The organism is Pseudomonas sp. BP8 (assembly GCF_017875955.1).
In the GTDB taxonomy this organism is placed as follows: domain Bacteria; phylum Pseudomonadota; class Gammaproteobacteria; order Pseudomonadales; family Pseudomonadaceae; genus Aquipseudomonas.
On record NZ_JAGINK010000001.1, the window covers coordinates 4,425,941 to 4,451,656 of the forward strand.

Here is a 25,716-nt window from a genome sequence, read left to right on the forward strand (position 1 = left end):
CAGGGACACTCCATTTCCTTGTTATAAGCTTAGGCTTAAAAGGTATAAGCCAGAAAATACTAGGCTTATCCCCCGGCGGCGAACAACGCCTACCGGACAAGAAGATGGCAATTTGCCTTTTAATCGATGATTAGCTGAGCTGGATCAAGATCCTGAGATGCACTTGGTCGTGGCGGTACGCACGTCGCCCAGGCGCAGGGGGAAGTTGTTCAAGCGCTCGTGCAGCTTGATGCTGCTGCCGCTGCCACGCTTGTCGATGTCCAGCAACGCCGCCGGGCCGGCACCTGCCGTCAGCTTCTGCGGGACGATCAGGCGCAGGCCATCACCACGCTGCTCTTCCACCAGCGCGTCACGGCTTGAGGCCAGTTCGGCCTTGATGCAATCGGCATACTCACGTGGTGTCTTGCCAGACATCACATCCATGGTTTCTCGCGACTGCTCCAGTTCCGAGACACTCACGCAGCCGCCCAGGGTCAAGCTGATCGCCGCCACCACCCACTTCATTCGGTATACCTCTGCCTTGAAAGAATCTGTATGACAACGGCGGGGCAGGTTTGCTCCCTGCTTTGGCGGATTTATCCCAGCCCGGCCATGCGGGGCGGGAGTGTACCCTTACATCGTGATATCTTTCGCATTTGCAGAATCAAACCTTGCGGAGCATCACATGAAATTCGTACACCAGCGCGAGCACCTCAATGAGGACGACATCGTCGTTATCGAGTGTTCCCAGCGCTGCAACATCCGCCTGATGAACGACGCCAACTTCCGCAGTTTCAAGAATGGCGGCCGTCACACCTATCATGGCGGCGCCTTCGATCAGTTCCCGGCCAAGATCACCGTGCCGAGCACCGGCTTCTGGAACATCACCCTCGATACGGTGACCCCGCGGCCGATTTCGGTGACGCGCAAGCCAACCTTCACCCACAAGATCAAGATCATTCGTCGCTCTTCGTCGCAATTGAGATAAGCCGTCATGACCGAGACCATCAAGTACGTAATCAACTACAAACTCGACGGCGAACGCCGTTGGGATTTCGCCCTGATGTCGGACAATTCCGAAGAACAGGCAAAGGCAGCACTGCACAAGATCCATGGCGACGACGCCGAGAAGATCAGCGACATCAAGGTCAGCAAAGCCCTGTAGTGAGCTAGCCCCGCCGCCCAAGGAGTCCGCATGAGTACCTGGCCAGACCGCCGCATCCTCGATCTGCTGGGCATCGAGTTGCCCATTCTGCAGGCGCCCATGGCGGGTGCCACCGGCTCAGCCATGGCCATTGCCGTGGGCAATGCGGGCGGGCTCGCTGCCCTGCCCTGCGCGATGCTCAGCCATGACCAGGTGCGCAGCGAGGTCCTGGCATTTCGTAGCGATTGCGCGGGGCCGCTCAATCTCAACTTCTTCTGCCACCAGCCGCCCGCGCCAGACGCTGCGCATGCGGCGCGCTGGAAGCAGGCGCTCAAGCCCTACTATGAAGAAATCGGTGCCGACTACGATGCGCCTACGCCGGTGTCCAACCGTGCACCGTTCGATGAGCAGAGCTGCCAGCTGATCGAGCAGTTGCGTCCAGAGGTGGTCAGTTTCCACTTCGGCCTGCCGCCCGCCGACCTGCTGCAACGGGTCAAGGCGACTGGCGCCAAGGTGCTGTCGAGTGCAACCACGGTCGAGGAAGCGCTGTGGCTGCAAGCCCGTGGTTGTGACGCGATCATTGCCATGGGCTTTGAAGCCGGCGGGCATCGCGGGATGTTCTTGAGCGAGGACATCACCAGCCAGATCGGCACCTTTGCCCTGGTGCCGCAGATTGTCGATGCCGTGCAGGTGCCGGTGATTGCCGCAGGCGGCATCGCCGATCACCGCGGCCTGGTCGCGGCACTGGCGCTGGGCGCTTCGGCGGTGCAGATCGGCACGGCGTATCTGTTCTGCCCGGAGGCGAAGGTTTCCGCGGCGCATCGCCAGGCCCTGGAAACGGCCTCCGCCAGTGATACCGCGTTGACCAACCTGTTTACCGGGCGCCCTGCACGCGGGATCAACAACCGGATCATGCGCGAACTGGGGCCGATGAGCGACCTGGCGCCGCGTTTTCCGCTGGCGGGAGGCGCGTTGATGCCGCTGCGGGCCATCAGTGAAGCGCAGGGCAGCAGTGAGTTCAGCAATCTGTGGTCGGGGCAGGCATTGCGCCTGGGGCGGCGCATGCCGGCCGGCGAGTTGACCCGGCAGATTGCCGGGCAGGCGTTGGCGCGGGTCGGGCGCTGAGGGATACCTTTGAAATGCTGGGGGCGCTGCGCGCCCCTTTCGCGACACAAGGCCGCTGCCACAGGTTCTGCGCATGCCTTGATGACGGCGCTGTCCCTGTGGGAGCGGCCTTGTGTCGCGAAAGGGCTGCAAAGCAGCCCCGGCATTCTCCAGCCAGACGCCATCCAAAAACCCCTGTAAAGCCCCTGTGGTCTTGAATCGCGAGAGGCCCGCTGAATCAATACATGTCCCCGGCACAGCGCTCAACCCTTCCCGACCAACAGGTTATCGCTATATAGTCAGCCACATAACGATAACCTGCCCCTCAGGAGCTGCTTCCATGCGTCTACGCTTGCCCCACCTGGCCGCCACCGCCCTGGCCACGCTGATCTCCTGCAACACTGCCTGGGCCGACGAAGTCCAGGTCGCGGTCGCCGCCAACTTCACCGCGCCGATCCAGGCCCTCGCCAAGGACTTCGAGAAAGATACCGGGCACAAACTGGTCGCAGCCTTTGGTTCCACCGGCCAGTTCTATGCGCAGATCAAGAACGGCGCGCCGTTCGAAGTGTTCCTCGCCGCCGACGACAGCACCCCGGCCAAGCTCGAAAGCGAAGGCGACAGCGTCAAGGGCTCACGCTTTACCTATGCCATCGGCACCCTGGCACTGTGGTCGGCCAAACCTGGCTACGTCGACGCCCAAGGCGCTGTATTGAAAAAAAATGAGTTCCAGCACCTGTCCATTGCCAACCCGAAAGCCGCGCCTTACGGTCTGGCCGCCACCCAGGTGCTGGACAAGCTCAAGCTCACCGAGGCCACCAAAGCCAAGATCGTCGAGGGGCAGAACATTACCCAGGCGTTCCAGTTCGTATCCACCGGCAACGCCGAGCTGGGCTTCGTCGCCCTGTCGCAGATCTACAAGGACGGCAAGATCGACAACGGTTCGGCCTGGATCGTACCCGCCGACCTGCACGACCCGATCAAGCAGGACGCCGTGATCCTCAACAAGGGCAAGGACAACCCGGCCGCCCAAGCACTGGTCGAATACCTCAAAGGCCCGAAAGCCGCTGCCGTGATCAAATCCTACGGCTATGAAATCTGATGCCGCTCGACGCCAGTGACTTCGGGGCGATCTGGCTGACCGTCAAACTGGCCAGCCTGACCACCTTGATCCTGCTCGTGGTGGGCACGCCCATCGCCTGGTGGCTGGCGCGCACGCGGTCGTGGCTGCGGGGACCGCTCGGCGCAGTAGTGGCGCTGCCACTGGTCCTGCCGCCGACGGTGATCGGCTTCTACCTGCTGATCGCCCTCGGCCCGCACGGCTGGCTCGGCCAGGCAACCCAGGCGCTGGGCCTGGGCACGGTGGTGTTCAGCTTTACCGGGCTGGTAATCGGCTCGGTGGTGTATTCCATGCCATTCGTGGTGCAGCCGCTGCAAAATGCCTTCAGCGCTATCGGCCAACGGCCCCTGGAAGTGGCGGCAACCCTGCGCGCCAGCCCTTGGGATACCTTTGTGCATGTGGTACTGCCGCTGGCCCGGCCGGGCTTCATCACCGCCAGCATCCTCGGCTTTGCCCACACCGTGGGCGAGTTCGGCGTGGTGCTGATGATCGGTGGCAATATTCCCGACAAGACCCGCGTGGTCTCGGTGCAGATCTTCGATCACGTCGAGGCCATGGCCTATTCGCAAGCACACTGGCTGGCCGGATCGATGCTGGTGTTTTCCTTCCTGGTGTTGCTCCTGCTCTATGCAGGCCGCCGCGGCAAGGCGGGCTGGAGCTGAGATGAGTTCATCAATACTGGCGCGGCTGCGCCTTGGGCGCGACGATTTCACCCTGGATGTCGACCTGCAGCTGCCAGGGCGCGGGATCAGCGCGCTGTTTGGCCACTCCGGTTCTGGCAAGACCTCCTGCCTGCGCTGCCTGGCCGGGCTGGAGCGGGCCGCCAGCGCCTATATCGAAGTCAATGGTGAGGTATGGGAAGACAGTATCCGCGGCTATTTCATGGCCCCGCACCAGCGACCGGTGGGCTACGTGTTCCAGGAGGCCAGCCTGTTCCCGCACCTGTCGGTGCGCGGCAACCTGGAGTTCGGCTGGCGGCGGATTGCGGCCAGCGAGCGCAAGGTAAGCCTTGAGCAGGCCTGCACCCTGCTGGGCATCGGTCACTTGCTCGCACGCCGCCCCGCGACCCTGTCAGGTGGCGAAGCGCAACGAGTAGGCATCGCCCGTGCCCTGCTCAGCAGCCCGCGCCTGCTGCTGATGGACGAACCGCTGGCCGCCCTCGACGGCCCACGCAAGCGGGAGATCCTGCCCTACCTGGAGCGACTGCATGATGAGCTGGAGATCCCCGTGGTCTATGTCAGCCACGCCCAGGATGAAGTAGCGCGCCTGGCCGACCACCTGGTCCTGCTCGAGCAAGGCAAGGCCATGGCCAGCGGCCCGATCGGCGAGACCCTGGCCCGCCTCGACCTGTCACTGGCCCAAGGCGATGACGCCGGGGTGGTGCTCGAAGGCGTGGTCGTCGGCCATGATCCGCACTACCAACTGTTCGACCTGCGCCTGCCAGGCAGTGACGGGCAACTGCTGCGCATCGCCCATCCGTCGCTGACGGTGGGTAGCACTCACCGACTCAAGGTGCAGGCGCGCGACGTCAGCCTGGCGCTGGGCGCGGACACCGCCTCAAGTATCCTCAATCGCCTGCCGGTCAGGGTTCGCGAGTACCGCGAGGCCGATAACCCCGCGCATGTGCTGGTCAGCCTGGACGCCGCCGGAGCTGCACTGTTGGCACGTATCACCCGCTACTCGGCGGATCAGCTCGGCCTGCGGCCGGGGCAGATGCTCTGGGCGCAGATCAAGTCAGTCGCACTTTTACTCTGAGCATCAGCGGCTTGGCCGTTGTCCATTGAGCAGGTACCTGAGCGATGGATGCCGCCTTATGTCCGACTGCCCCCTGCCCCGCAGCCTGCACTATGTCGACGACAGCCAGCCCGGCCTGAGCCGGCGGCGCTGGCGTGACCGCTTCATCTACCTGGATGCCGACGGCAAGCGCATTGCCGACAGCGAAACCCTGGCGCGCATCGCGGCGCTGGTGATCCCCCCGGCCTATACCGACGTGTGGATCTGCGCCGACCCGCAGGGCCATCTGCAGGCCACTGGCCGCGATGCGCGCGGTCGCAAGCAGTACCGCTATCACGCCGAATGGCGCACGCTGCGCGATGAACACAAATATGGCCGGATGCTGGCTTTTGCCCAAGTCCTGCCCAAGCTGCGCAAGCAGCTCGACGGCCACTTGGCGCGACCGGGCCTGGATCGGGAGAAGGTCATGGCGCTGGTGGTCAGCCTGCTCGACAGCACGCTGATCCGCATCGGCAACCGCCAGTACCTGCGCGACAACAAGTCGTATGGGCTGACCACGCTCAGTACCCGCCACGTCAAGGTCGAAGGCAGCACCATTCGCTTCGAGTTTCGCGGCAAGCGCGGCGTCGAGCACAGCGTCACCCTGCGCGACCGACGCCTGGCCACGCTGGTCAAGCGCTGCATGGAGCTGCCTGGGCAGGCGTTGTTCCAATACCTCGACGCCGAGGGGCAGCGCCACAGCATCGGTTCCAGCGAGATCAACCTGTTCCTCCAGCAACTGACCGGCGCCGACTTTACCGCCAAGGACTACCGCACCTGGGCAGGCAGCAGCCTGGCACTGAGCCTGCTGCGGCCGCTGGCCTGGGAGCCGGACAGCGAAGCCAAGCGCCAGGTGGCCGAAATCGTCCGGCAGGTCGCCTCGCGCCTGGGCAACACGCCGGCGGTGTGTCGGCGCTGCTACATTCACCCGGCGGTGCTTGAGCACTTTCATCTTGGCCGGCTGGCAGGCTTGCCACGCGCCCGCGTGCGCAAAGGCCTGGAGCAGGAAGAAGTGGCCTTGCTGCGCTTTCTGCAAGACCTGCAAAGCGTCGATTGAGCGTGACTATCCTGACTATCAAGCAGAGAAATTTCCCATCTGGGCGTAAGCCCCCTATTCTTGCCACCGAGCACCTCCGCCGATCATGCCAAAGCGGTTTGAATCGGCACCTGCAACTAGAGACAAGTAACAGATTTTGTCTGCGGGGGAATTACTATCCGCCGAAAGCGTCTTTAATAAGAAGGAAGAGGGACACGCTCCCGCCGGTGCGGTAACTGACTGCACGGTTTTCATCATTACCAAGGAGAACTACATGCTGATACTCACCCGCAAGGTTGGCGAAAGCATCGTCATCAACGATGACATCAAAGTCACCATTCTGGGCGTCAAAGGGATGCAAGTGAGGATCGGCATCGATGCACCAAAGGACGTTCAGGTGCACCGTGAAGAGATTTTCAAACGTATCCAGGCTGGCAACCCAGCGCCAGAAAAACACGACGATCAATATTGATCTGCATCGCTCGAGGCCGCACGGATGCGCTTGACCGATCGGCCCGCCGATGCGGGACTTCTCCTGGCCTTCAGCCGCCCAGCAGTTCCCGCACCTTGGCGATCAATTCTAGTGGATTGAAGGGTTTTTCAAACACTGCCACGAACAGTTCGGGGCTCGCCTGGCTGGCTTGCGCGCCACTCATGAGAATGACCGGCAGGTCTTCCAGCAGCAGCTCGCTGCGGATCGCCCTGGCCAACTCCTCGCCATTTTTCCTGGGCATCATGAAGTCGGTGATCACCAGGTCAACCCGTTTCTCCTTCAAGGCCTCGAGCGCCTTGAGCCCATCACCCGCCTTTTCCACCTGATAGCCCTCATCCTCCAGCGCATACGCGAGGATTTCGACGATCAGGTATTCGTCATCGACGATCAGAATGGTATTCATCGGGCTTCCATCACCCATCCTCCTGCGGCACGGGCGTACCGGAGAGCACCCCGCTGGCGCCCTCGAACGCCTTGTGCAGGGTAATGCCCGCAGCGCCCATGCACAGCTCGTGAAGTGCTGGGTCATGGTCGCTGTCGCGCACCTTGAGGACCGACAGCATACGCCGCAGATGCGCGTCCATTTCGACAAAGCGGGTCAGCATCAGGTTGTCGACGATGCTCGACAGGTCTGGCGCGGGCGCATTGATCTGCGCGCCGAACAGGTCGCGCATCTCCCAGGTCATCAGAATGCTTACATCACGCGCCCGCAACTCGCCCATCAAGGCGCGGAAAAAGCCATTGAGCCGCCCGGTGTCGACAGCAAGTCGGCTGAATGCACCGAGGCTGTCGATCACCACGCGCTTGGCCCCCGTGGCTTCGACCTGCGCCAACAAGCGCGCGCCGACCTGATCGAGCAGGCCTTCGGTAGTCGGCTGCCAGCTCAACTGCAACGCGCCCGATTGCTCCAGCGCTGCGAAGTCATAGCCGAGCGCCGTCGCCTTCAGGCGCAGACGTTCAGGTGATTCATAAAAACCGAAATGCAAACCAGGCGCCTGCACGGTCGAGGCCGACAAAAACGCCAGCCCCAGGGACGTCTTGCCGATCCCCGAGGGGCCCATCACCAGGCTGGTGGAGCCGAGCGCAAGGCCACCACCGAGGATTTCGTCCAGAGCCGGCAAGCCTGTGGTAGTCCGGCTGAGCGCAGCCGAACCGGGATGGCTGGGGTGGCTGTACAAGGCCTCCAGGCGCGGGTAGACCTTCAGCCCTGTGCTATCGATCAAGCATTCGTGCAACCCCGACAACGCGGCGCTACCGCGGGTCTTGCGCAGCTGGACATGGCGCACGGCACGGCTGCCCACCAGCGTCTCGCCCAGTTCGATGACGCCATCGACCATGGTGTGTTCAGGGCTGCCCTCCTGCAGGCGTGAGCTGGTCAGCAGCAAGACCGTGCAACCGGCAAAGGCCGCATGCCCCTGTAGCTCAGAGACAAACTTCTTGGTATCCAGCGTGGTTTCAGCGCGCACCCGCGCATTGAGCAGGCCATCGACAATCAGCAGCGTCGCCTGCTGGCGAACGATCTCCTGACGCAGCAGGCGAACCACCGCATCCAGGCCTTCCTGCTGCAAGGTATCAAAGGCGCTGACGAACTGGATCTGGTCACCGACCAGGTGCTGATCGAAAAACTCCAGGGTCGACAGGTACTGGAACAAGCGCTCGTGGGATTCGCTGAGCAGGGTCGCCACCAACACGCGACCGCCGTCCCGCACATGGCCCCAGGCAAGCTGGTTGGCGAGGATCGTCTTGCCCGCGCCCGGCGGGCCCTGAATGATGTAAGAGGACCCGGATACCAGCCCGCCCTGGAGCAAGACATCCAGCCCCTCGATTGCCGTGGTCAGTCGCTTGAGTGCTTCTACCATGCTGCATACCTGTTGGATGTCGCGTTACAGGGCATCCTTAGCGGCCGGCAGGTAAAGGCTCATGCACGTGCCCTCGCCCAACCGAGTGGCCACGCAGATGGCGCCATTGCTCTGCTTGGCAAAGCCATACACCTGGCTCAGACCAAGACCAGTACCCTTGCCGAAAGCCTTGGTGGTGAAAAACGGTTCGAAAATCCGCGGCAGCACCTGCGGATCAATCCCCGGCCCGCTGTCATGCACGTTGAAACGCACGAAGCGACCGTGCAAGCCGTCTATCTCACCTGCCAGCTCGACACAGTCCACCTCGAGGCGGATGCAACCCTCACCCTCAATGGCGTCTCGGGCATTGAACAACAGGTTGAGCAAGACCATCTGCAGTTGCCCGGCATCGGCGTCGACCTTGGGCATTCCCACCTGCTGGTGCTCCTCCAGCGTTATTTCGCTGGGCAACGCATGGGCCAACAGGCCTAGCGTCGAATCGACCAACTCTGCTGGGGTTATGCGGGTGACGCTCAATTGACGGTGGCGGGCAAAACTCAAGAGCTGCTGGGTAAGCTCGGTGCCGCGCTGGCCGGCGTCGAGAATGTGCTCGAGCAAACGCTGGATCCGCGCAGGATCCTGGCTGCCAATGGCCAGGCGAGCAGAGCTGAGGATAATGGTCAGGAGGTTGTTGAAGTCGTGGGCGAGGCCGCCGGTAAGCTGCCCCAGCGCCTCGAGCTTCTGCGCCTGAAACAGTTGGGCGCGCACTGCATCCAGCTGCAGGGCTGACTCCCGCCGATCGGTGATGTCACGGGTAACCTTGGCCAGGCCAAGCACTTGCCCCTGCTCGTCGCGGATCACATCCAGCGCTGCCAAGGCCCAGAACTGTGTGCCGTCCTTGCGCACTCGCCAGCCCTCGTCCTGGGCCACGCCCTGATCGAGTGCCTGGCGCAGCAATAGCTCAGGACGCCCATCGGCGCAGTCCCCGGCGGTGAAGAACAAAGAGAAATGACGGCCAATCACTTCTTCGGCCCGATAGCCCTTGATGCGCTCGGCACCGGCATTCCACGAGACCACGCGACCAGTAGGGTCAAGCATGTAAATAGCGTAATCCACCACCGATTGAACGAGTTGTTCATAACGGTTCGGCGGCATTTCGGACTGGTCCAGGCGGTCGTTTGAAACCATGCAAGCTCCACGGGCACCGCAAAGGAAGGACAGATTAGCGTTGTCTTGAGTCTACTCGAGTCTACTCGCCCTTGGGCGGCGAAGCGAAGTGTCTTCAGCGGCGTTTGGTAGACACGCTCTTCCCCGGTGCGACCCAAGTCACCTACATCCGCAGTCAAATATGCTTTGATATCAGGCGCTTGGTTGACGCGGCTATAACGATGGGTTATAAAACGCGCTTGATTGCAAGGCCCTTCCTGTAGAAGCGTGCCGGTCTTACGGGCCCTTTCAAGCGTGCGAGTGTGGTGGAATTGGTATACACAGCAGACTTAAAATCTGTCGGCGTGAGCCTTGCGGGTTCGAGTCCCGCCACTCGCACCAATCTTCTCTGAAAAGGCGCCCATGTGGCGCCTTTTTCGTGTCCGACGGCAATTTGCACACCAACTGCTAGAGTGGAACATGTCTCGGTCCACTGGAACGCTGCCATGCGCTACTCCCTGTTCGACGGCCAACGTGATGCGATCATCCTGCTTGCGCGCATTCTGCTGATGCTCTTGTTCGTCATCTCTGGCTGGAGCAAATTGACCGGCTTTGAAGGCACTGTGGCCTACCTTGGCTCACTGGGCGCGCCTGCGCCGACACTGGCGGCGGCGATTGCCGTGATCATGGAGTTCTTCGTCGCCATCGTGCTGATCCTGGGCTTCTACACCCGTCCGCTGGCGTTCCTGTTCGCCCTGTTCGTGTTGGGCACAGCGCTGATTGGCCACCCGTACTGGAACATGGTCGACCCTGAACGCAGCGCCAACATGACTCAGTTCTTCAAAAACCTGAGCATCATCGGTGGGCTGCTGTTACTGGCCGTGACGGGTGCCGGGCGGTTCTCGCTGGATCGCCGCTAGCCCCTGCCGAGGTTGCGGGCATGATTGGCGTGCCCGCAGCGGTACCTAGTCGTCGACGTCGTCGTGCCAGGCGGGATGATTGTCGTCGTCGCAGTCATCGAGGGTGTCTTCATCTTCCTCGATCTCGATGTCATCCTCGGCGCCTTGGGCGTCTGCCTCGGGATCGTGGTCTTCATAGAGAAATTCGTGATCGAGCAGATGATCGTGTTCCGGTTCGGGAAGGTCGTCTTCGTTGTGCATGCCGGGCTCCTGAAATGTGGACGCCTATATAGGCTGATCATTGGCCGCGGTCAATCGCTGGGGGAGTTAACGCTGGCTTAACCTGTGCGGACCAGGATGAGGCTTCTCCCTTCAAGCGTTATTGCCCGCCATCATGGCGGGCTTTTTTGGTTTTTCGCGGATTTTAGGGCAGCTGGGTTTTAGGGGTGTGGGGTGTGGGGTGTGGGCTTATCCATTTGATGTGGTGGCGCCACTGGCCCCTTCCGCCCTTACGGCGGGTCACTTTTTTTCTTGGAAAAAAGTAACCAAAAACCGCCTGCTCCTGCATCCGGCCCTCCGCTGCGCTCCGGGTCCCCTCGCTCCGGTCTTGCTCCGGGAGGACCGCGCTGTACGGCCCCTCCTGGGCCTCAGCGCTTTCCGGCCATCCATGGCCTCCACCTCCCTGCGCAAGACCTCCACTCGGCCTTCTGAGGTCGCCAAGTTACGGGCGTCGCCTGAGCTGGCGTTGTCTTCGATAGTGGCAGGTGGGGTGGATGTTCGGGCCTCTTCGCGGGACAAGCCCGCTCCTACAGGATTGGCGCAGATTTGAATTCTGCGCAGTACCTGTAGGCGGGCTTGCCCCGCGAAGAGGCCAGTACTGCCAATGCAAATCGCAGGGCGCAGCCCTGCCAGCCACCCCACAAATCCGCTGGTAAATAAACAAAGCGAGAGCGCAGCGATTCGCCAGCCGTTGCCCTGGCTCCCCCGGTTGCGGGCGGCGCCTGGGTTGGCGTTATCTTCGATAGTGGCATGGGTGGTGGATATTCGGGCCTCTTCGCGGGGCAAGCCCGCTCCTACAGGGATTGCGCAAATTTTGAACTCGGCGCAATCCCTGTAGGAGCGGGCTTGCCCCGCGAAGAGGCCGGGACTGCCAATGCAAATCGCAGGGCGCAGCCCTGCCAGCCACCCCACAAATCCGCTGGTAAATAAACAACGCGAGAGCGCAGCGATTCGCCTGCCGTTGCCCTGGCTGTTGATCTTGATCTTGATCTACCAGCGACTTCAGGAGGCCGAGTGGAGGTCTTGCGCAGGGAGGTGGAGGCCATGGATGGCCGGAAAGCGCTGAGGCCCAGGATGGGCCGTACAGCGCGGTCCTCCCGGAGCAAGACCGGAGCGAGGGGACCCGCAGCGCAGCGAAGGGCCGGATGCAGGAGCAAGCAGTTTTTGGTTACTTTTTTCCAAGAAAAAGTGACCCGCCGTAAGGGCGAAAGGGGCCAGCAGCGCCAGCACACCAAATGGATAAGCCCACAATTCAACCCCCAAGCCAAACCAAAGCCCCCCGAATAATCCGCGAAGATCTTTTCTAGCTCACAGGAATTGGCAAGAACACGAAGTGGCCTCAGCGCAAAGAACAGTCCTCATCGACAGACCGCCGACATGTTCTTCACGAATTTCTGACAACCCGATAGGCACACTGAATCTGCTTCGTACGTTCTTTAAACCCGCCCTAGCTGGCGGGTTTTCTTTTATCCGGCAGGCGAACACCGCTGCCAGGTGCTACACCCTGCTGCGCCTGCCACGACCAATCATGAAAGCAGTCGTCAGCGCCAGTAACAACCCCGCACGCTGCACCCACACATTGCTGCTCACTATCGAAAAATCAGGCACGTCTACATCCCAGATGACTGCCACCAACAAACACAGCCCCCCCACCCACAGCACCAGCGCCCCCACTACAACATTTACCACCTTGACCTTCATTACCTTGGCTGCCTCGTGCCGTGATGATACTACGGCATCATTTTGCCACATCACAGGCATGGCAACGCTCTTGATATTCATCAAGCGTTAATACTAAAGATATAAACCTAGAGGTAATCGACCCGCCGTGGATCCGCAACGGTCCTGTCAACGCGCACGGTGAAGCTGCCCGTAAACCGCTGACGAAGCTCCTTGGGCATGACAAAGGCAAAATGGATCAGCCAGGAGCCGTCACCCAGACGGAAAGTATCACCGCGGTAGCGCTCAACCTCCGCCTCATCGATGCCGATATGCAAGGCCAGTTCACTGTTGGTTGGCTCGCTTTCCATGGCTGCTCCTCAGGCGTCAAACCGCAACGCCTTAAAAAAACAGCCCCCCAGCGCTAAGCCACCTTGCGTGGCGCGCCAGAAGGCATCAGGACAGGCACACGCCAATCACGCTTTCGCGGCTTGGGCTTTGGTCCAGTGCACCTTGGGAGCCGCAGGATTGAAGCCACTGACACCTCTGGCAACCTCCTTGATCGTGCCACCCTTGGAGAGGAACTGCTCGACTTGCTCATTCAAACGCTGTTGAGCCTGATTGGCCGCAGAATGGGACATGCTGACACCTCACTGATGAGCCACCCAGACAGAGGACTCGCCCGACACTATACACCGTTGAGTGCAATCGCAGGTTTAAAAGGCAAATAAAGCCTGATCGACCCACATTTTCGGCAGATCTCAGCAAAATGGCGCACGATGAAGTTGCGCTGCAGCGCCCTCGTATCAATCCTGCTCGGTCAACTCGCACACCCCGTTTGCCCCGGCCTTACCGGTATAGGACACGCTCGCATCACCGTCAGGGTTAACCATGAGCGAGACAGTGACACCACCGCCCTTGGCCTCGAAGTAGGTGTCGCTGAATTTCTTCAGCTTGGCCTCCTTGCCATTGATATAGACCGGCCCGCCTTCATCGGCGTGAACCTCGATGCCCCCTGGACAGGTGGCATTGACCAGCGGGATCCCCGCATTGGCAAAACCTGCGACCGACACCAGCACGGCACCCCATAGCATTTGCTTCATGGAACCTCCTACTCAATCGACTACCCAGTTTTCAGCAATAGCGCATTTCAGGGTAATGCGCCTGTCTTAGAACAACGAAATGAGAGGATTTACCGCCGACTCGCCGCGATAGCAAAGCCCTGGAAAGACTGAAGCTTCGCAACTCCTGCTTTTTCCGACCCACAAAGAAAAACCCCGCAGACGTTAATCTGCGGGGCTTTCGAATATGGAGGCCGAGGTCGGAATCGAACCGGCGTAGACGGATTTGCAATCCGGAGCATAACCACTTTGCTACTCGGCCTCAAGGTTGGATCTAGCCGCTTTCGCTAAGCTATCTCCTTGAAACTTCAGGGCTTTTTCAAGCTTGCTGCGCTTCAATGGACGCCATTATGTCTGCATTCGATTAACCTTGCAACCCCCTGATCAGAAAAAATCTTCAAGGGGTTCAAGGTGTTAGCGCAAGCGGCCGAGTTTACTCCACAAACCCACCAGGGTGTTCTCGACCGCGCCGCTGGCAGCCATGCCAATACGCTGCTGCAGGCTCTTGCGCTCGGCAAAATGCAGATGGAACAGGTTGGCTTCGCGAGCGCGGGTGCTGAGGTACTCGTCACTGGTGCCCAGTTCATCGACCAGGTTGCGGTTCAGGGCAGCGACACCCAGCCAGACCTCTCCGGTCGCCACTTCATCAATGTGCAGTTGCGGGCGATAGCGGCCGACAAAGTCCTTGAACAGCTGATGGGTGATGTCGAGGTCTTCCTGGAACTTCTCCCTGCCCTTCTCGGTATTTTCGCCAAACACGGTAAGGGTCCGCTTGTATTCGCCGGCAGTGAGCACTTCGAAGTCGATGTCGTGCTTTTTCAGCAGCCGGTTGATATTCGGCAATTGCGCCACCACGCCGATCGAGCCGAGCACGGCAAACGGCGCACTGACGATCTTCTCGCCAATGCACGCCATCATGTAGCCGCCGCTGGCGGCGACCTTGTCGATGCACACCGTCAGCGGAATGCCCGCCTGGCGGATGCGCGCCAGCTGCGACGCAGCCAGGCCGTAGCTGTGTACCAGACCACCACCACTCTCCAGGCGCAGCACGACTTCATCGCGCGGGGTGGCAAGGGTCAGCAACGCAGTGATTTCGTGACGCAGGCTCTCGGTGGCCGACGCCTTGATATCACCATCGAAATCCAGCACGAAGACCCGGCCCTTCTCCTCGGCCTTGCTCTTCTTCAGTTGCTTGTCTGCCTTGGCCTGCTGCTTGCGCAGGGCCTTGAGCTGGGCCTTGTCGAGCAAGCCGGCTTCCAGGCGCTCGCGCAATTCTTTGTAGGCATCGTTGAGGCGGGTGACCTGCAACTGCCCGCCAGGCTTGCGCCGACCTTTGCCACGCAAGCCGGCAATAGCCGAAAGCACCACCAGGATAGCAATAACCAGGGTGGCGGTTTTAGCGAGAAAGCTTGCGTATTCAGCAAGAAACTCCACGTTGACTCCTTGATAGACCAGCGCCTGTGCGGCGCGTAATTGATGCAAGCATACCGGTGCGCTCGGGGTGCTGCCAGCCGGGGAAAACGCTGGCAACACAGTTCAAACAAGCTTTTCAAACGCTTGTATGTTTTTTCGTTGACAGCCTCTCTGGCGCATCCTAACCTCCCAGCAACTTCCAGCAGGCCGGACAACCACGTGGGCAGCATCTACCTGATCCGACATGGCCAAGCCTCATTTGGTGCCGACGACTATGACGTGCTCTCACCGGTGGGGGTACGCCAGAGCCAGGCACTGGGTGATCACCTGGCCCGCCTCGGCCTGCGTCTTGATCGCTGCGTAGCTGGCGATCTGCGCCGCCAGCAAGACACCGCAAGGCTGGCCCTGGCGGCGATGAGCGCCAACGGCTGCCCGGTGCCCGCCGTCGAGACCGACCCGGCGTTCAACGAGTTCGATGCTGACGGGGTAATTCGCACGCTGTTGCCGAGCCTACTGCCGGATGAACCGGAGGCGCTGCACATCCTGCGCAATGCTGCACAACATCGCAGTGAGTTCCAGCGCCTGTTCGCCTTGATGGTGCAACGCTGGTACGACGGCCAGCACCCGGACGATGGCCTGGAGAGCTGGGTGGCCTTCACGTCGCGTATAGCAAGTGGCCTGCAGCGCATCCTTGCGGGTGCTGCAAGCGGCGACAATATCGCCATTTTTACCTCCGGCGGCGGTATCGCTGCCCTGCTCCACCTGGTAACACGGATTACCCCCAGCCAAGCGTTCACGCTTAACTGGCAGATTATCAACACGTCGCTCAGCCAGCTGAAGTTTCGCGGCAACGACGTGGCACTGGCTTCCTTCAACTGCCAAGCCCACGTGCAGCTGTTGAAGGCGCCGGAGCTCATCACCTATAGATGAGCCCGGCTTGTTGTGTCCCTGCGGACGCGAATCTTACTTAACAAGGAATACGCCATGAGCGATGTAGCTAAAGCCGTCGAAGCGATGAAAGCAAAGTTCGATCCCGCCGCCGCCGCCGGCCTGGACCTGGTGTTCGGCTTCAACATCACTGACGAAGACAAACATTTTGCCCTGATCGTCAAGGACGGCACCTGCGAGCTGCAAGAAGGCGAGAACCCAGACGCCAACTGCACCCTGGTGCTCGACAGCGAGACCCTCAAAGGCATCGTCACCGGCGAAACCGACGGCATGCAGGCGTTCATGGGCGGCAAGCTGCGCGTCGAAGGCGACATGATGCTGTCGATGAAGCTCAGCGAGCTGTTCCCGGGCTAAGGTTCGGCAACCGCCAGTGACAAAAAAACCGAAGCCTCTAGGGGCTTCGGTTTTTTTTTTGCCCGCAGCGCCTGCACCGGATTTACCGGCTTCAGGCCGCGCCATCAGGCGCGGTGATCAGCCTGCAACACGCGCACCTATATCAAGCTTGGCACGCTTGTACCACTACGGAAGGCCAATTAGATTAGCCAATAATCCTCGAAGTCGAGAATAAGGATAACGCATGACGCTCACCGACCAGTCCACCCAGGTACGCCCCGGCGAAGAACTTGATGCGGCCGTCATCGATCGCTACCTAAAGGCCCACATAACAGGGCTTGAAGGGACACCGGCCATCAGTCAATTTCCGGGCGGCGCCTCCAACCTCACCTACCTGGTCGGTTATGCAAACCGCGAGTTCGTCCTGCGGCGCCCGCCGTTCGGTGACAAAGCCAAGTCTGCGCACGACATGGGCCGTGAGTTTCGCATCCTCAACCAGCTCAACGACGGCTTCCCCTACTGCCCCAAGGCCTACGTGCACTGCACCGACGCGTCGCTGATCGGCGGCGAGTTCTATGTGATGGACCGGGTCAAGGGGATCATCCTGCGCTCGGACCTGCCGCCCGAGCTAGGCCTTGACGCTGCTCGCACCGAGGCCTTGTGCAAGAGCTTCATCGACCGCTTGGTCGAGTTGCACCAGGTCGATTACGACGCCTGCGGCCTGGCCGACCTGGGCAAGCCACAGGGCTACGTGCAGCGCCAGATCGAAGGCTGGACCAGCCGTTATGAAAAAGCCCTGACCGACGACGCGCCGCGCTGGCAGCAGGTGATCGCTTGGCTGCACGAGAAGATGCCCGCCGACCACCCGCGCCCGGCCATCGTGCACAACGACTATCGTTTCGACAACGTCATCCTCGACGCCGCCAACCCGATGCGCATCATCGGCGTGCTGGATTGGGAAATGACCACGATTGGTGACCCCCTGATGGACCTGGGCAACAGCCTGGCCTACTGGATCGAAGCCGGCGACCCGGCGCCCATGCAACTGATGCGCCGCCAACCCAGCAATGCCCCGGGCATGCTCAGCCGGCGGGCGTTCGTTGACTACTATGCAGAACGCGCTGGCATCGTCATCGACAACTTCGACTTCTACTATTGCTACGGCCTGTTCCGCCTGGCCGGGATCGTGCAGCAGATCTACTACCGTTTCCACCACGGCCAGACCCAGGACAAACGCTTCGCGCAGTTCATTCAGATGAACCGGCTGCTGGAACAGATGGCCCTGCAGGTGATCGGCAAGTCCGCACTCTGACGACAGACAACAAGGAAAACAGCATGTCCAAGACGCAACTGTTCGACCTCGACGGCAAGATCGCCTTCGTCTCCGGCGCCAGCCGCGGTATTGGCGAAGCCATTGCCCACCTGCTGGCCCAGCAAGGTGCGCACGTGATCGTCTCCAGCCGCAAGCTCGAAGGCTGCCAGCACGTGGCCGATGCGATCATCGCCGCCGGCGGCAAGGCCACGGCAATGGCGTGTCACATTGGCGAGCTGGAGCAGATCCAGCAGGTATTCGCCGACATCCGCGAACAGTTCGGCCGGCTCGACATCCTGGTCAACAACGCCGCCACCAACCCGCAGTTCTGCAACGTGCTGGACACCGATCCTGGTGCTTTCCAGAAGACCGTCGACGTCAATATCCGCGGCTACTTCTTCATGTCGGTCGAGGCCGGCAAGCTGATGCGCGAGAACGGCGCGGGCAGCATCATCAACGTGGCGTCGATCAATGGCGTGTCGCCTGGGCTGTTCCAGGGGGTCTACTCGATGACCAAGGCGGCCGTGATCAACATGACCAAGGTGTTTGCCAAGGAATGCGCCCAGTTCGGTATCCGCTGCAACGCCTTGCTGCCGGGGTTGACCGACACCAAGTTCGCTTCGGCACTGGTGAAGAACGACAGCATCCTTACTGCAGCCCTGCAGCAGATCCCGCTCAAGCGTGTCGCCGCGCCGAGCGAGATGGCCGGCGCAGTGCTGTACCTGGCCAGTGAGGCGTCCAGCTACACCACCGGCACGGCGCTCAACGTCGACGGCGGTTTCCTGTCCTGATAAGGGGCTTGGAATTGCGCATGATTTGAGACTTTTGGGGCTGCTTTGCAGCCCTTTCGCGACACAAGGCCGCTCCCACAGGATCCTGCTAACTCAATGATTTAGCGTTAGTTCCATGAGAGAGGCCTTATGTCGCGAAAGGGGCGTGCAGCGCCCCAGCGCTGCTGAAAGCCTAGCGTTACAAGCAGGTCGCCGCGGCCGCCCGCCGGCGCAGGGCCGGAGTGTCGGCTTTTTGCGCGTAGTAGTCGACGCGAGTCCCGCCGGCATCAGGATAGATGTCGGCGAAAGACTCGGCCTCGCGGGTGTACACGGTAAAACCACCCTGCGCGCGCGGCTGCAGGTAACCACTGGCGTCGTCGCCGAACACTGCTTCTTCCTGCCAGCTGAACTGGATGCATTCGGCAACCCGCTGAGGAGCCTTGTGCGACGCCAGCTGCGCGGTCGGCGCGCCGCTGCGTGCGGCGTCCATGGTCGATGACGCACAGCCGATCAGCATCAGCGCTGCGGCCACCGGCAGAATTGCTCGCATGTTCGATCCTCGGGGCAAAAAAGAACGCGACTCTAGCACTGCTCGCCATCGCGAGTGAATTGTCGGACGCTGCCTGTTGTCGCAGATAGGTAAGCATTGCCATTAGGAGATCGCGCATGAAACTGCGTCCACTGCTGTCTGCCCTGTTGTTCACCGCCACCCTGCCCTGCCTGCCGCTGGTAGCCAACGCGGCGCAAAGCACCGAGGAGAGCATCACCGCCCCGGAAACCCACAACCGCGAACTCCAGGTTGGCGACAAAGCCCCCGACCAATACAAGCGTGATGATGCGGCAATAAGCGACTGGAAAGCCAAAGGCCTGCCCGCCCCGGAAAAAGAAAGCCATTGGGTAAAAATGGGCGATCACTACGTATTGGTGCAGACCACCAACGGCGTGGTCCTGGCGATCCATTCCGGCTCCTGATCTAACAGGCCAGAGGCTCGGGCGCCATGTGCACGGCATTGCGCCCACCCGCCTTGGCCTGGTAAAGCGCCGCATCCGCCTGGCCAAGGAGGCTTGCGGCGCTGTCTTCCAGGCTCGGCACGCCGCACCACAAGCCCACACTGAAGCGCAGCTCGATCACATCGCCGGCGAACCGCGCCGGGCTTTGCGCAATAGCCTCTCGCAAGCCCTGCAGCGCACTCATGGCGCCGTCGCGATCCGTTTGCGGCAACAGCAAGAGAAACTCTTCGCCGCCATAACGCCCGAGGCTGTCTCCTGATCGCAAGCGCTGCTGCAACTGCCGCACGCAGTGGCACAAGACCTCGTCACCGGCCAAGTGGCCATGCAGGTCATTGATCCGCTTGAAGTGGTCGATATCGATCATCGCTACCGCCAGGCTGCTTTGCTCGCTTCGCCCGCGCTGCAGCTCTGCTGCGAAGCGTTCGAGTATCGCCCGACGGTTGTAGGTGCCAGTCAGCACATCGCGCAGGGCCAAGTGCTGCAAGCGCGACTCGCTGCGCTCCTTGGCCATCAGCACCAGCCCCATGAAGTACATCATCACCGTCGCCGTACCAATCGCGACCGAGACCGTCTGTTTCAGATTGCTGGTGTCATAGCGCATGTCACTTGCATCACCCATCACCACCGCGACTGCGCGCATGCCCAGGCCGACCAGGCTGATCAGCGAACCGATCACCAGCAGCAGGTGCGCCCGCCCTGGCCGCTCGACGGGGCGCCAGGCCCAGCCCAGCAACAGCGAACACTGCAACATCAACACCAGGGTGGCCAGCAACATGCGTGGCTCGAGGGTGTCGAGCAGCAGCATCAGCCCTACCAGCAGGCACACCGGCACGATGAACAGGGAGTGCCACGGCACACGCTGCTCACGCACGCGAAACAAGCTTGCCGAATAGAACGCCAAGGCCAGTGACAGCAGGCTGTTGCCCACGCCATAACTGAGCCACAGCGGCGCTTGCGCGTAAAGCGTGTAACTGACATAGGCCAAGGCATGTGCGAGCAATCCGCACCCGGTCAGGAGCAAATTGTCATGACGGTTGAGTCGACCTACCAGCAGCAGGCAAAAGGCAAGGATGGTCGCGACCAGCGCAACGGCGGCGAACAGCGTAGGCGTATGGGCAATCATCAGTGTCACCGTGTGGCAGTTGGCCATCTTTGCTGCGGCCTGGCGACAAGTCTAGGCCTCGGCGCGCAGCCCGGCCATGACCGAGCGAGCCAGACCAGCAGCCGCCAGGCGCCAAAGGCTCGCCCGGGATGAAAAAAATTCTACCGCTGGAGAAACCAAATGGATCGAACCCGGTCTGATCAGTTACCCAGTAAACCTTTGCGGATCAAGGACCTATATCGTGTTCATTCGCCTTGCAAGCCTCCCTTTGATTGCCGCCATGCTGCTCGCGGCCGGCTGCCACAGCCACCACTACCATGACGATGATGGTGGCTACCGCGACCGCGACCGAGGTCACGGCCATCACCACCGTGGCGACCGCGACAACGATGATCGCCGCGACCGTGACCGCAGCTACCGCTAAAGCGTCTTCCCAACCCTGATGTGCCGCGCCTCCTGCGGCCTCCCTCTACTTTGATGATTCCTTCGAGGTTCATGATCATGCGTCTGACTCTGCCTTCCCTTGCTCTGGGCCTGCTGCTGTGCCAAGGCGCTTTTGCCGGTGACGGCACTGCCGCCATTGGCGGCGGCCTGGGTGGTGCGCTGGGCAACGTTGTCGGCCAGCAGATGGGCGGCAGCACCGGTGCCGCGATAGGCGCTGGCCTGGGTGGCGCTGCAGGCAGTGCGGTCGGTGCACGCAAGGGCAACCGCACCGAGGCGGCACTGGGTGGCGGCCTGGGTTCGGCCGGCGGCTCGTTGCTGGGCGGCAAGCTCGGCGGTTCGACCGGTTCCACCGTCGGCGCTGGCCTTGGCGGTGCAGCCGGCGGTGCCATCGGCAACCACCTGGGCGACGGCGGCAAGAGCAAGAAACACAAGCGCCGTCATCGTCACTGATGATTGCTGTGTCAGTGCGTGCCATGCAAACAGGCCCGCACTGACACAAAACACCGCTGCAAACACTGCAACACATCAACACCTGCTTCACTCTGCAATGGCACACTGACTGCTACTGTCTTTAACGTGCCCCCTTGAGTGAAGGATCACCCCCTCCCCATGAACCCTGAGCTGCTCACGGTCCTTGGCCTGCTGGCCGTCGTCGTCATCCTGTTCATCCTCAATCGCCCGCGCATGGACGTGGTCGCGCTGTTGGTGATCGTCCTCCTGCCGTTGACCGGCATCCTCACCATCGAACAAGCCCTGGCCGGTTTCAGCGACCCCAACGTGGTGCTGATTGCCGCGCTGTTCGTGATTGGCGAAGGGTTGGTGCGCACCGGCATCGCCTACCGCATCGGCGAATGGATGAGCGCCCGCGCCGGCAACAGCGAGGCGCGCCTGCTGGTCCTGCTGATGGTGTCGGTGGCGGGCCTGGGCTCGGTGATGAGTTCTACCGGGGTGGTCGCGATCTTCATTCCGGTCGTGTTGAGCATTGCTGCACGCCTGCAACTGTCGCCAAGCCGGCTGATGATGCCGCTGAGCTTTGCCGGCCTGATCAGCGGCATGCTCAGCTTGGTGGCGACACCGCCCAACGTGGTGGTGCACAGCGAACTGGTGCGCCATGGCGAACAAGGCTTCAGCTTCTTCAGCTTTACCCCGTTCGGCCTGGTGGTACTGGTACTGGGTGTGGCTTACATGCTGCTGACACGGCGCTGGCTCAATGGCGAAGTGCGCAAGGACGGGCGCGTGGAATCCCGGCGCACCCTGCTCGACCTGGTCCTCGACTACAAGCTCAACGGCCGTGAGCGGCGCCTGCGCATCCGCCCCCATTCGCCGCTGATCGGCCATAGCCTGGGCGAGCTGGAATTGCGTACCCGGCATGGTGCCAACGTGATCGGCATCGAGCGTCAACACAAATTCACCACCCGGGTGATCAGCGCCGACTCGAGCACCGTACTGCACCAGGGCGACGTACTGCTGCTCGATCTGTTCGCCAACCGCGATGACCTGCGCAGCCTGTGCCAGAGCATGCTGCTCGAGCCGCTGCACTTCAAGGCCGCCTACTTCATCGACCAATCGCAGGAACTGGGCATGGCCGAGGTGTCGCTGCCGCCCGGCTCGCAACTGATCGGCAAGAGCATTCTCGAGCTCACCTTCCGCAGCCGCTACGACCTCAACGTGGTCGGCCTGCGCCGCGAGCAAAGTGCGATCGAGGAGCAACTGGTCGAAGAGAAGCTGCGCCTGGGCGATACCCTGCTGGTGGTCGGCCCATGGAAAGCCGTGCGCCAACTGCAAAGCCAGCCGAAAGATTTCCTCGTGCTGAGCCTGCCTGCCGAGATCGACCAGGTGGCGCCGGCCCGCGCTCGCGCGCCGTATGCGCTGATCAGCCTGGCGGTGATGGTCGGGCTGATGGTCAGCGGCGCGGTACCCAATGTCATTGCAGCGCTGATCGGCTGCCTGCTGATGGGCGCCGGGCGCTGCATCGACATGAACAGCGCCTACCGCGCCATCCACTGGCAGAGCCTGGTGCTGATCGTCGGCATGCTACCCTTTGCCCTGGCCCTGCAGCAGACCGGCGGCATCGACCTCGCGGTGGGTGGATTGGTCAGCGTGCTCGGCGGCGCCGGGCCGAGCGCGATTCTCGCCTGCCTGTTTGCGGTAACAGCGGTAATCGGTCTGTTCATTTCCAACACCGCCACCGCCGTACTGATGGCGCCGGTGGCGATCAGCACCGCCAGCCAACTGGGCATGTCACCGTATCCCTTCGCCATGACCGTGGCACTGGCGGCCTCTGCGGCGTTCATGACGCCAGTGTCGTCGCCGGTCAACACCCTGGTGCTGGGGCCAGGGCAGTACCGCTTTGCCGACTTCATCAAAGTCGGTGTGCCGTTCACCCTATTGGTGATGCTGGTCACCGTGATCATGGTGCCGTGGATTTTCCCGCTGTGAACGCCCCCCTCAGGGTCTGCGGCACAAAGGCATCGTCGACGATGCTCGTGTTGCCATACCATCCAATTGACATCAACGAGGCTGTGCAAACACACTGACGCCACTATGTCCCAGGTGCCCGCAGTCGTTGTCCTGGATTCTGTCTCCGCTTGCCGGTAGAGCTCATGGTTTTTCCAGCGCACGCCCGTCTGATGCCGCAACTTGCCCTGTTTGGCCTGACCCTGGCCTTGACCCTGGGCGGTATCCTCGCCCGCCCTATCGAATCGCTCTCGCTGTTCTGGCCGGTCAACGCCGTGCTGGCCGGAGTGCTGCTGCGCTATCCCCGCCAGGCCGGCCCCATTGGTTTCAGCGTAGTGTGGCTGGCGATGGTCAGCGCCGACCTCGCCTGCGGCAGCCGCTGGTTGCCAGCGCTGTGGTTCAACCTGTGCAACCTGGGGGTGATCGTCAGCATCTGGCTGCTGCTCTCACGCCTGCCGCGCATGCATCAGCGGCTGCGCACCCCGCATGGTGTGCTGTGCGTGTTCGGCGCCTGCGCTGCGGGCGCGGTAGTGGCCGCCAGCATGGCCTGCCTGATGGCTGCACCCTGGTTTCAGCAATCGATGCGCGCCACCTGGCTGGCCTGGTTCAGCGAGCAATTCTCCACCAGCGTGCTGATCCTCCCGGCGCTGCTGACCGCGCCCAGCAGGCGCGCATTGCTACGCGGCGGCGGCCACGCCATTCGCCTGGCGCCGCTGCTGGTCCTGCTGGCTTCGCTGGCGGTCAGCATCGCGTTTGGCGGGCCAGGGGCAATTGCCTTCCCGATCGCCGCGCTACTGTGGTGCGCGTGGAGCTACTCGCCGTTCCTGCTCTCGCTGCTGGCGCTCATCGCCGGCAGTACGCTGATCGTCGCAGTGGCGCAGAACCTCATGCATTTCAGCGTGCCGCAGAGCGTACTCGGGGTATCCACGTTGATGTCGGCGCGCCTCGGCATCGCCATGCTGGTGTTCGGCCCGTTGCTGGTCGCCTGCGTCAGCAGTGCCAACCGCAGCCTGCTCAAGCGCCTCGAGCACCAGGCGACCATCGACCACCTGACCGGCACCTTGACCCGCAGCGCTTTCACCCGCCGCGCGAGGGCCTTGCTCGATAGCCGCCAGCAGCATGCGCAGGCCTTGCCGCTGACCCTGATGATGCTCGATATCGACCACTTCAAGTTGATCAACGACCGCCATGGCCACGGCGTCGGTGATGAGGTGCTGCGCACGTTCGCCCGCACCCTGCAGGATCAACTGCAAAACGGCGAACTGTTTGCCCGGCTGGGCGGCGAAGAGTTCGTGGTGATCATTCCCGGGCTCGCGCCCGAGCGTGCCAAATTTACCGCCGAGCGCCTGCGCCGCGCAGTGCAGGACCTGCACCTGACCCACGCCGACCCACGCCTGCAGATCACGGTCAGCATCGGCCTGGACGGGTGCACCGCCGACACCCCGGCACCGAGCCTGGATGTGCTCCTGGCCCGCGCCGACAAGGCGCTGTACCGAGCCAAGGCGCACGGGCGCAACCGTGTCGAGCAGGCAGAAGCGCAGCTAGAGGTGATCTGACTCAGCCGACCAGCAGGTCCCATGTCAGCTTGGCGATCAATACGCACAGCAGGATCAGGAACAGCCCGCGGACAAACCCTGCACCCTTGCGCACCGCCAGCCAGGTCCCTGTCAGCGCGCCGAGCACGTTGCACACGGCCATCGGCAAGGTAATGGCATAGAGCACGTTGCCCGAGGGGATGAAGAACACCAGCGCGGCCAGGTTGGTAGCAATGTTGACCAGCTTGGCCGAGGCCGAGGCATGGAGAAAATCCAGCGCGAAGAAGCGGATGAACAGGAAGATCAGGAAGCTGCCGGTGCCTGGCCCGAACAGGCCATCGTAGAAGCCGATGGCGCCGCCGATCAGCACCGCCAGGCATTGCTCCTTGCGGCCAATCCGCGCTGGCGCGTGCAGGGTGCCGAAGTCTTTCTTGCAGAAGGTGTACACCGCCATCAGCACGATCATCACCAGCACCGCAGGGCGCATCACGCTCGGCGGCACCAGCGACACGGTCGCAGCCCCCGCAAATGACATGACGAAGGCACTTGCCGCGGCCGGCACGATCAGCCCCCAGTCCAGGCTGACCTTGCGAATGAACGAGCGCGCCGCAAACGCCGTACCGCACACCGACGCCAGCTTGTTGGTACCGAGCAAGGCCGCCGGCTGCGCGCTGGGCAGCACGTTGAACAGTGCCGGAATCTGGATCAGCCCGCCGCCGCCTACCGCGGCATCGATCAGGCCGGCGGCAAAGGCAAACAATGACAACAGGACGATATCCATCATGACGGGGCTCCAGGCAGTG

Annotated in this window: 31 protein-coding genes and 2 tRNA genes; 19 read left to right on the forward strand and 14 right to left on the reverse strand. The window is 61.9% G+C overall.

Features of this window, described 5'->3' with window-relative positions; all coding sequences use genetic code 11:
• Positions 1-144: 144 nt before the first annotated feature.
• Complete coding sequence (locus J3B00_RS19365; protein ID WP_209870393.1) at positions 145-504, reverse strand: hypothetical protein; 360 nt, start codon at positions 502-504, stop codon at positions 145-147.
• Positions 505-664: 160 nt separating this feature from the next.
• On the opposite strand from J3B00_RS19365, the gene J3B00_RS19370 reads away from it, so the two are divergent.
• The 8 genes from J3B00_RS19370 to csrA all read left to right on the forward strand — a co-directional run bounded on the left by J3B00_RS19370 (position 665) and on the right by csrA (position 6,625).
• Positions 665-967, forward strand: coding sequence for a DUF1883 domain-containing protein (locus J3B00_RS19370; protein WP_209870398.1), 303 nt, complete (start codon positions 665-667; stop codon positions 965-967).
• Positions 968-973: 6 nt separating this feature from the next.
• Positions 974-1,144: a hypothetical protein gene (locus tag J3B00_RS19375; protein WP_209870400.1), complete on the forward strand. Its 171-nt coding sequence runs from the start codon at positions 974-976 to the stop codon at positions 1,142-1,144.
• Positions 1,145-1,174: 30 nt separating this feature from the next.
• Positions 1,175-2,248, forward strand: coding sequence for a nitronate monooxygenase (locus J3B00_RS19380; protein WP_209870403.1), 1,074 nt, complete (start codon positions 1,175-1,177; stop codon positions 2,246-2,248).
• 319 nt (positions 2,249-2,567) lie between these two features.
• Positions 2,568-3,326 (forward strand): molybdate ABC transporter substrate-binding protein, encoded by a 759-nt coding sequence (gene modA / locus J3B00_RS19385; RefSeq protein ID WP_209870406.1) that lies wholly within the window; start codon positions 2,568-2,570, stop codon positions 3,324-3,326.
• Positions 3,326-4,006, forward strand: coding sequence for a molybdate ABC transporter permease subunit (gene modB, locus J3B00_RS19390; RefSeq protein ID WP_209870409.1), 681 nt, complete (start codon positions 3,326-3,328; stop codon positions 4,004-4,006). The genes modA and modB overlap by 1 nt, the downstream gene beginning before the upstream one ends.
• A gap of 1 nt (position 4,007) precedes the next feature.
• Positions 4,008-5,099, forward strand: a complete 1,092-nt coding sequence (modC, locus tag J3B00_RS19395; protein WP_209870412.1) for a molybdenum ABC transporter ATP-binding protein — start codon at positions 4,008-4,010, stop codon at positions 5,097-5,099.
• A gap of 58 nt (positions 5,100-5,157) precedes the next feature.
• Positions 5,158-6,174 (forward strand): DNA topoisomerase IB, encoded by a 1,017-nt coding sequence (locus J3B00_RS19400; protein ID WP_209870415.1) that lies wholly within the window; start codon positions 5,158-5,160, stop codon positions 6,172-6,174.
• 253 nt (positions 6,175-6,427) lie between these two features.
• Entirely contained in the window at positions 6,428-6,625 is a 198-nt protein-coding gene (csrA, locus tag J3B00_RS19405; RefSeq protein WP_209870419.1) for a carbon storage regulator CsrA, read from the forward strand.
• Positions 6,626-6,695: 70 nt separating this feature from the next.
• On the opposite strand, the gene J3B00_RS19410 is transcribed toward csrA, so the two are convergent.
• From J3B00_RS19410 to J3B00_RS19420, 3 genes are read right to left on the reverse strand one after another with little or no spacing between them, the layout of a single operon-like run.
• Positions 6,696-7,049, reverse strand: a complete 354-nt coding sequence (locus tag J3B00_RS19410) for a response regulator (protein ID WP_209870423.1) — start codon at positions 7,047-7,049, stop codon at positions 6,696-6,698.
• A 10-nt stretch (positions 7,050-7,059) separates the two neighbouring features.
• Positions 7,060-8,505 carry an ATPase domain-containing protein gene (locus tag J3B00_RS19415; RefSeq protein ID WP_209870426.1) on the reverse strand — a complete coding sequence of 482 codons (1,446 nt, stop codon included), beginning with the start codon at positions 8,503-8,505 and terminating at the stop codon, positions 7,060-7,062.
• Between the two features lie 24 nt (positions 8,506-8,529).
• Positions 8,530-9,672 (reverse strand): PAS domain-containing sensor histidine kinase, encoded by a 1,143-nt coding sequence (locus tag J3B00_RS19420; protein ID WP_209870429.1) that lies wholly within the window; start codon positions 9,670-9,672, stop codon positions 8,530-8,532.
• A 275-nt stretch (positions 9,673-9,947) separates the two neighbouring features.
• On the opposite strand from J3B00_RS19420, the gene J3B00_RS19425 reads away from it, so the two are divergent.
• Positions 9,948-10,032: transfer RNA gene (locus J3B00_RS19425), tRNA-Leu, on the forward strand.
• Positions 10,033-10,136: 104 nt separating this feature from the next.
• The gene (locus J3B00_RS19430; RefSeq protein WP_119140537.1) at positions 10,137-10,550 is read left to right on the forward strand and encodes a DoxX family protein; all 414 of its coding nucleotides are present in this window, start codon (positions 10,137-10,139) and stop codon (positions 10,548-10,550) included.
• A 45-nt stretch (positions 10,551-10,595) separates the two neighbouring features.
• On the opposite strand, the gene J3B00_RS19435 is transcribed toward J3B00_RS19430, so the two are convergent.
• From J3B00_RS19435 to sohB, 7 genes are all read right to left on the reverse strand, one after another.
• Positions 10,596-10,790, reverse strand: coding sequence for a hypothetical protein (locus J3B00_RS19435; protein WP_209870433.1), 195 nt, complete (start codon positions 10,788-10,790; stop codon positions 10,596-10,598).
• A gap of 1,515 nt (positions 10,791-12,305) precedes the next feature.
• Positions 12,306-12,590: a hypothetical protein gene (locus J3B00_RS19440; protein ID WP_209870437.1), complete on the reverse strand. Its 285-nt coding sequence runs from the start codon at positions 12,588-12,590 to the stop codon at positions 12,306-12,308.
• Between the two features lie 26 nt (positions 12,591-12,616).
• The gene (locus tag J3B00_RS19445; protein WP_209870439.1) at positions 12,617-12,838 is read right to left on the reverse strand and encodes a hypothetical protein; all 222 of its coding nucleotides are present in this window, start codon (positions 12,836-12,838) and stop codon (positions 12,617-12,619) included.
• Between the two features lie 105 nt (positions 12,839-12,943).
• The gene (locus J3B00_RS19450) at positions 12,944-13,108 is read right to left on the reverse strand and encodes a hypothetical protein (RefSeq protein WP_209870442.1); all 165 of its coding nucleotides are present in this window, start codon (positions 13,106-13,108) and stop codon (positions 12,944-12,946) included.
• Between the two features lie 165 nt (positions 13,109-13,273).
• The gene (locus J3B00_RS19455) at positions 13,274-13,570 is read right to left on the reverse strand and encodes a hypothetical protein (protein ID WP_209870444.1); all 297 of its coding nucleotides are present in this window, start codon (positions 13,568-13,570) and stop codon (positions 13,274-13,276) included.
• 206 nt (positions 13,571-13,776) lie between these two features.
• Positions 13,777-13,850 (reverse strand) — tRNA-Cys (locus tag J3B00_RS19460).
• Between the two features lie 152 nt (positions 13,851-14,002).
• On the reverse strand, positions 14,003-15,022 hold the full coding sequence (sohB, locus tag J3B00_RS19465; RefSeq protein WP_209870448.1) for a protease SohB: 1,020 nt from the start codon (positions 15,020-15,022) through the stop codon (positions 14,003-14,005).
• 198 nt (positions 15,023-15,220) lie between these two features.
• Here sohB and J3B00_RS19470 point away from each other — a divergent pair, with 198 nt between their 5' ends.
• From J3B00_RS19470 to J3B00_RS19485, 4 genes are all read left to right on the forward strand, one after another.
• Entirely contained in the window at positions 15,221-15,931 is a 711-nt protein-coding gene (locus J3B00_RS19470) for a histidine phosphatase family protein (RefSeq protein ID WP_209870452.1), read from the forward strand.
• A gap of 54 nt (positions 15,932-15,985) precedes the next feature.
• Positions 15,986-16,303: an SCP2 sterol-binding domain-containing protein gene (locus tag J3B00_RS19475; protein WP_209870456.1), complete on the forward strand. Its 318-nt coding sequence runs from the start codon at positions 15,986-15,988 to the stop codon at positions 16,301-16,303.
• A gap of 223 nt (positions 16,304-16,526) precedes the next feature.
• Entirely contained in the window at positions 16,527-17,594 is a 1,068-nt protein-coding gene (locus J3B00_RS19480; RefSeq protein WP_209870460.1) for a phosphotransferase family protein, read from the forward strand.
• A 23-nt stretch (positions 17,595-17,617) separates the two neighbouring features.
• Positions 17,618-18,385, forward strand: a complete 768-nt coding sequence (locus J3B00_RS19485; RefSeq protein WP_209870462.1) for an SDR family oxidoreductase — start codon at positions 17,618-17,620, stop codon at positions 18,383-18,385.
• A 178-nt stretch (positions 18,386-18,563) separates the two neighbouring features.
• Here the strand turns inward: J3B00_RS19485 and J3B00_RS19490 are convergent, their stop codons facing one another.
• Positions 18,564-18,914 carry a hypothetical protein gene (locus J3B00_RS19490; protein WP_209870465.1) on the reverse strand — a complete coding sequence of 117 codons (351 nt, stop codon included), beginning with the start codon at positions 18,912-18,914 and terminating at the stop codon, positions 18,564-18,566.
• A 116-nt stretch (positions 18,915-19,030) separates the two neighbouring features.
• Here J3B00_RS19490 and J3B00_RS19495 point away from each other — a divergent pair, with 116 nt between their 5' ends.
• Positions 19,031-19,336, forward strand: a complete 306-nt coding sequence (locus J3B00_RS19495) for an RcnB family protein (RefSeq protein ID WP_209870467.1) — start codon at positions 19,031-19,033, stop codon at positions 19,334-19,336.
• Position 19,337: 1 nt separating this feature from the next.
• On the opposite strand, the gene J3B00_RS19500 is transcribed toward J3B00_RS19495, so the two are convergent.
• Positions 19,338-20,498 carry a GGDEF domain-containing protein gene (locus J3B00_RS19500; RefSeq protein ID WP_209870470.1) on the reverse strand — a complete coding sequence of 387 codons (1,161 nt, stop codon included), beginning with the start codon at positions 20,496-20,498 and terminating at the stop codon, positions 19,338-19,340.
• Between the two features lie 220 nt (positions 20,499-20,718).
• Between J3B00_RS19500 and J3B00_RS19505 the strand changes: the two genes are divergently transcribed.
• The 4 genes from J3B00_RS19505 to J3B00_RS19520 all read left to right on the forward strand — a co-directional run bounded on the left by J3B00_RS19505 (position 20,719) and on the right by J3B00_RS19520 (position 24,934).
• Complete coding sequence (locus tag J3B00_RS19505) at positions 20,719-20,901, forward strand: hypothetical protein (protein WP_245362592.1); 183 nt, start codon at positions 20,719-20,721, stop codon at positions 20,899-20,901.
• A gap of 77 nt (positions 20,902-20,978) precedes the next feature.
• Positions 20,979-21,371 (forward strand): bacteriocin, encoded by a 393-nt coding sequence (locus tag J3B00_RS19510; protein ID WP_209870473.1) that lies wholly within the window; start codon positions 20,979-20,981, stop codon positions 21,369-21,371.
• A gap of 159 nt (positions 21,372-21,530) precedes the next feature.
• A complete protein-coding gene (locus J3B00_RS19515) occupies positions 21,531-23,360 on the forward strand; it encodes an SLC13 family permease (RefSeq protein ID WP_209870476.1) in 1,830 nt (609 codons plus the stop codon).
• A gap of 149 nt (positions 23,361-23,509) precedes the next feature.
• Entirely contained in the window at positions 23,510-24,934 is a 1,425-nt protein-coding gene (locus J3B00_RS19520; protein WP_209870481.1) for a GGDEF domain-containing protein, read from the forward strand.
• Position 24,935: 1 nt separating this feature from the next.
• Here the strand turns inward: J3B00_RS19520 and J3B00_RS19525 are convergent, their stop codons facing one another.
• A complete protein-coding gene (locus tag J3B00_RS19525; RefSeq protein ID WP_209870486.1) occupies positions 24,936-25,697 on the reverse strand; it encodes a TSUP family transporter in 762 nt (253 codons plus the stop codon).
• Positions 25,698-25,716 lie beyond the last annotated feature (19 nt).

Coding starts and splice junctions, on each gene's coding strand:
- J3B00_RS19365 (WP_209870393.1), bottom strand. CDS start 504: ATGAAGTGGGTGGTGGCGGCGATCAGCTTGACCCTGGGCGGCTGCGTG.
- J3B00_RS19370 (WP_209870398.1), top strand. CDS start 665: ATGAAATTCGTACACCAGCGCGAGCACCTCAATGAGGACGACATCGTC.
- J3B00_RS19375 (WP_209870400.1), top strand. CDS start 974: ATGACCGAGACCATCAAGTACGTAATCAACTACAAACTCGACGGCGAA.
- J3B00_RS19380 (WP_209870403.1), top strand. CDS start 1,175: ATGAGTACCTGGCCAGACCGCCGCATCCTCGATCTGCTGGGCATCGAG.
- modA (WP_209870406.1), top strand. CDS start 2,568: ATGCGTCTACGCTTGCCCCACCTGGCCGCCACCGCCCTGGCCACGCTG.
- modB (WP_209870409.1), top strand. CDS start 3,326: ATGCCGCTCGACGCCAGTGACTTCGGGGCGATCTGGCTGACCGTCAAA.
- modC (WP_209870412.1), top strand. CDS start 4,008: ATGAGTTCATCAATACTGGCGCGGCTGCGCCTTGGGCGCGACGATTTC.
- J3B00_RS19400 (WP_209870415.1), top strand. CDS start 5,158: ATGTCCGACTGCCCCCTGCCCCGCAGCCTGCACTATGTCGACGACAGC.
- csrA (WP_209870419.1), top strand. CDS start 6,428: ATGCTGATACTCACCCGCAAGGTTGGCGAAAGCATCGTCATCAACGAT.
- J3B00_RS19410 (WP_209870423.1), bottom strand. CDS start 7,049: ATGAATACCATTCTGATCGTCGATGACGAATACCTGATCGTCGAAATC.
- J3B00_RS19415 (WP_209870426.1), bottom strand. CDS start 8,505: ATGGTAGAAGCACTCAAGCGACTGACCACGGCAATCGAGGGGCTGGAT.
- J3B00_RS19420 (WP_209870429.1), bottom strand. CDS start 9,672: ATGGTTTCAAACGACCGCCTGGACCAGTCCGAAATGCCGCCGAACCGT.
- J3B00_RS19430 (WP_119140537.1), top strand. CDS start 10,137: ATGCGCTACTCCCTGTTCGACGGCCAACGTGATGCGATCATCCTGCTT.
- J3B00_RS19435 (WP_209870433.1), bottom strand. CDS start 10,790: ATGCACAACGAAGACGACCTTCCCGAACCGGAACACGATCATCTGCTC.
- J3B00_RS19440 (WP_209870437.1), bottom strand. CDS start 12,590: ATGAATATCAAGAGCGTTGCCATGCCTGTGATGTGGCAAAATGATGCC.
- J3B00_RS19445 (WP_209870439.1), bottom strand. CDS start 12,838: ATGGAAAGCGAGCCAACCAACAGTGAACTGGCCTTGCATATCGGCATC.
- J3B00_RS19450 (WP_209870442.1), bottom strand. CDS start 13,108: ATGTCCCATTCTGCGGCCAATCAGGCTCAACAGCGTTTGAATGAGCAA.
- J3B00_RS19455 (WP_209870444.1), bottom strand. CDS start 13,570: ATGAAGCAAATGCTATGGGGTGCCGTGCTGGTGTCGGTCGCAGGTTTT.
- J3B00_RS19475 (WP_209870456.1), top strand. CDS start 15,986: ATGAGCGATGTAGCTAAAGCCGTCGAAGCGATGAAAGCAAAGTTCGAT.
- J3B00_RS19480 (WP_209870460.1), top strand. CDS start 16,527: ATGACGCTCACCGACCAGTCCACCCAGGTACGCCCCGGCGAAGAACTT.
- J3B00_RS19485 (WP_209870462.1), top strand. CDS start 17,618: ATGTCCAAGACGCAACTGTTCGACCTCGACGGCAAGATCGCCTTCGTC.
- J3B00_RS19490 (WP_209870465.1), bottom strand. CDS start 18,914: ATGCGAGCAATTCTGCCGGTGGCCGCAGCGCTGATGCTGATCGGCTGT.
- J3B00_RS19495 (WP_209870467.1), top strand. CDS start 19,031: ATGAAACTGCGTCCACTGCTGTCTGCCCTGTTGTTCACCGCCACCCTG.
- J3B00_RS19500 (WP_209870470.1), bottom strand. CDS start 20,498: ATGATTGCCCATACGCCTACGCTGTTCGCCGCCGTTGCGCTGGTCGCG.
- J3B00_RS19510 (WP_209870473.1), top strand. CDS start 20,979: ATGCGTCTGACTCTGCCTTCCCTTGCTCTGGGCCTGCTGCTGTGCCAA.
- J3B00_RS19515 (WP_209870476.1), top strand. CDS start 21,531: ATGAACCCTGAGCTGCTCACGGTCCTTGGCCTGCTGGCCGTCGTCGTC.
- J3B00_RS19525 (WP_209870486.1), bottom strand. CDS start 25,697: ATGATGGATATCGTCCTGTTGTCATTGTTTGCCTTTGCCGCCGGCCTG.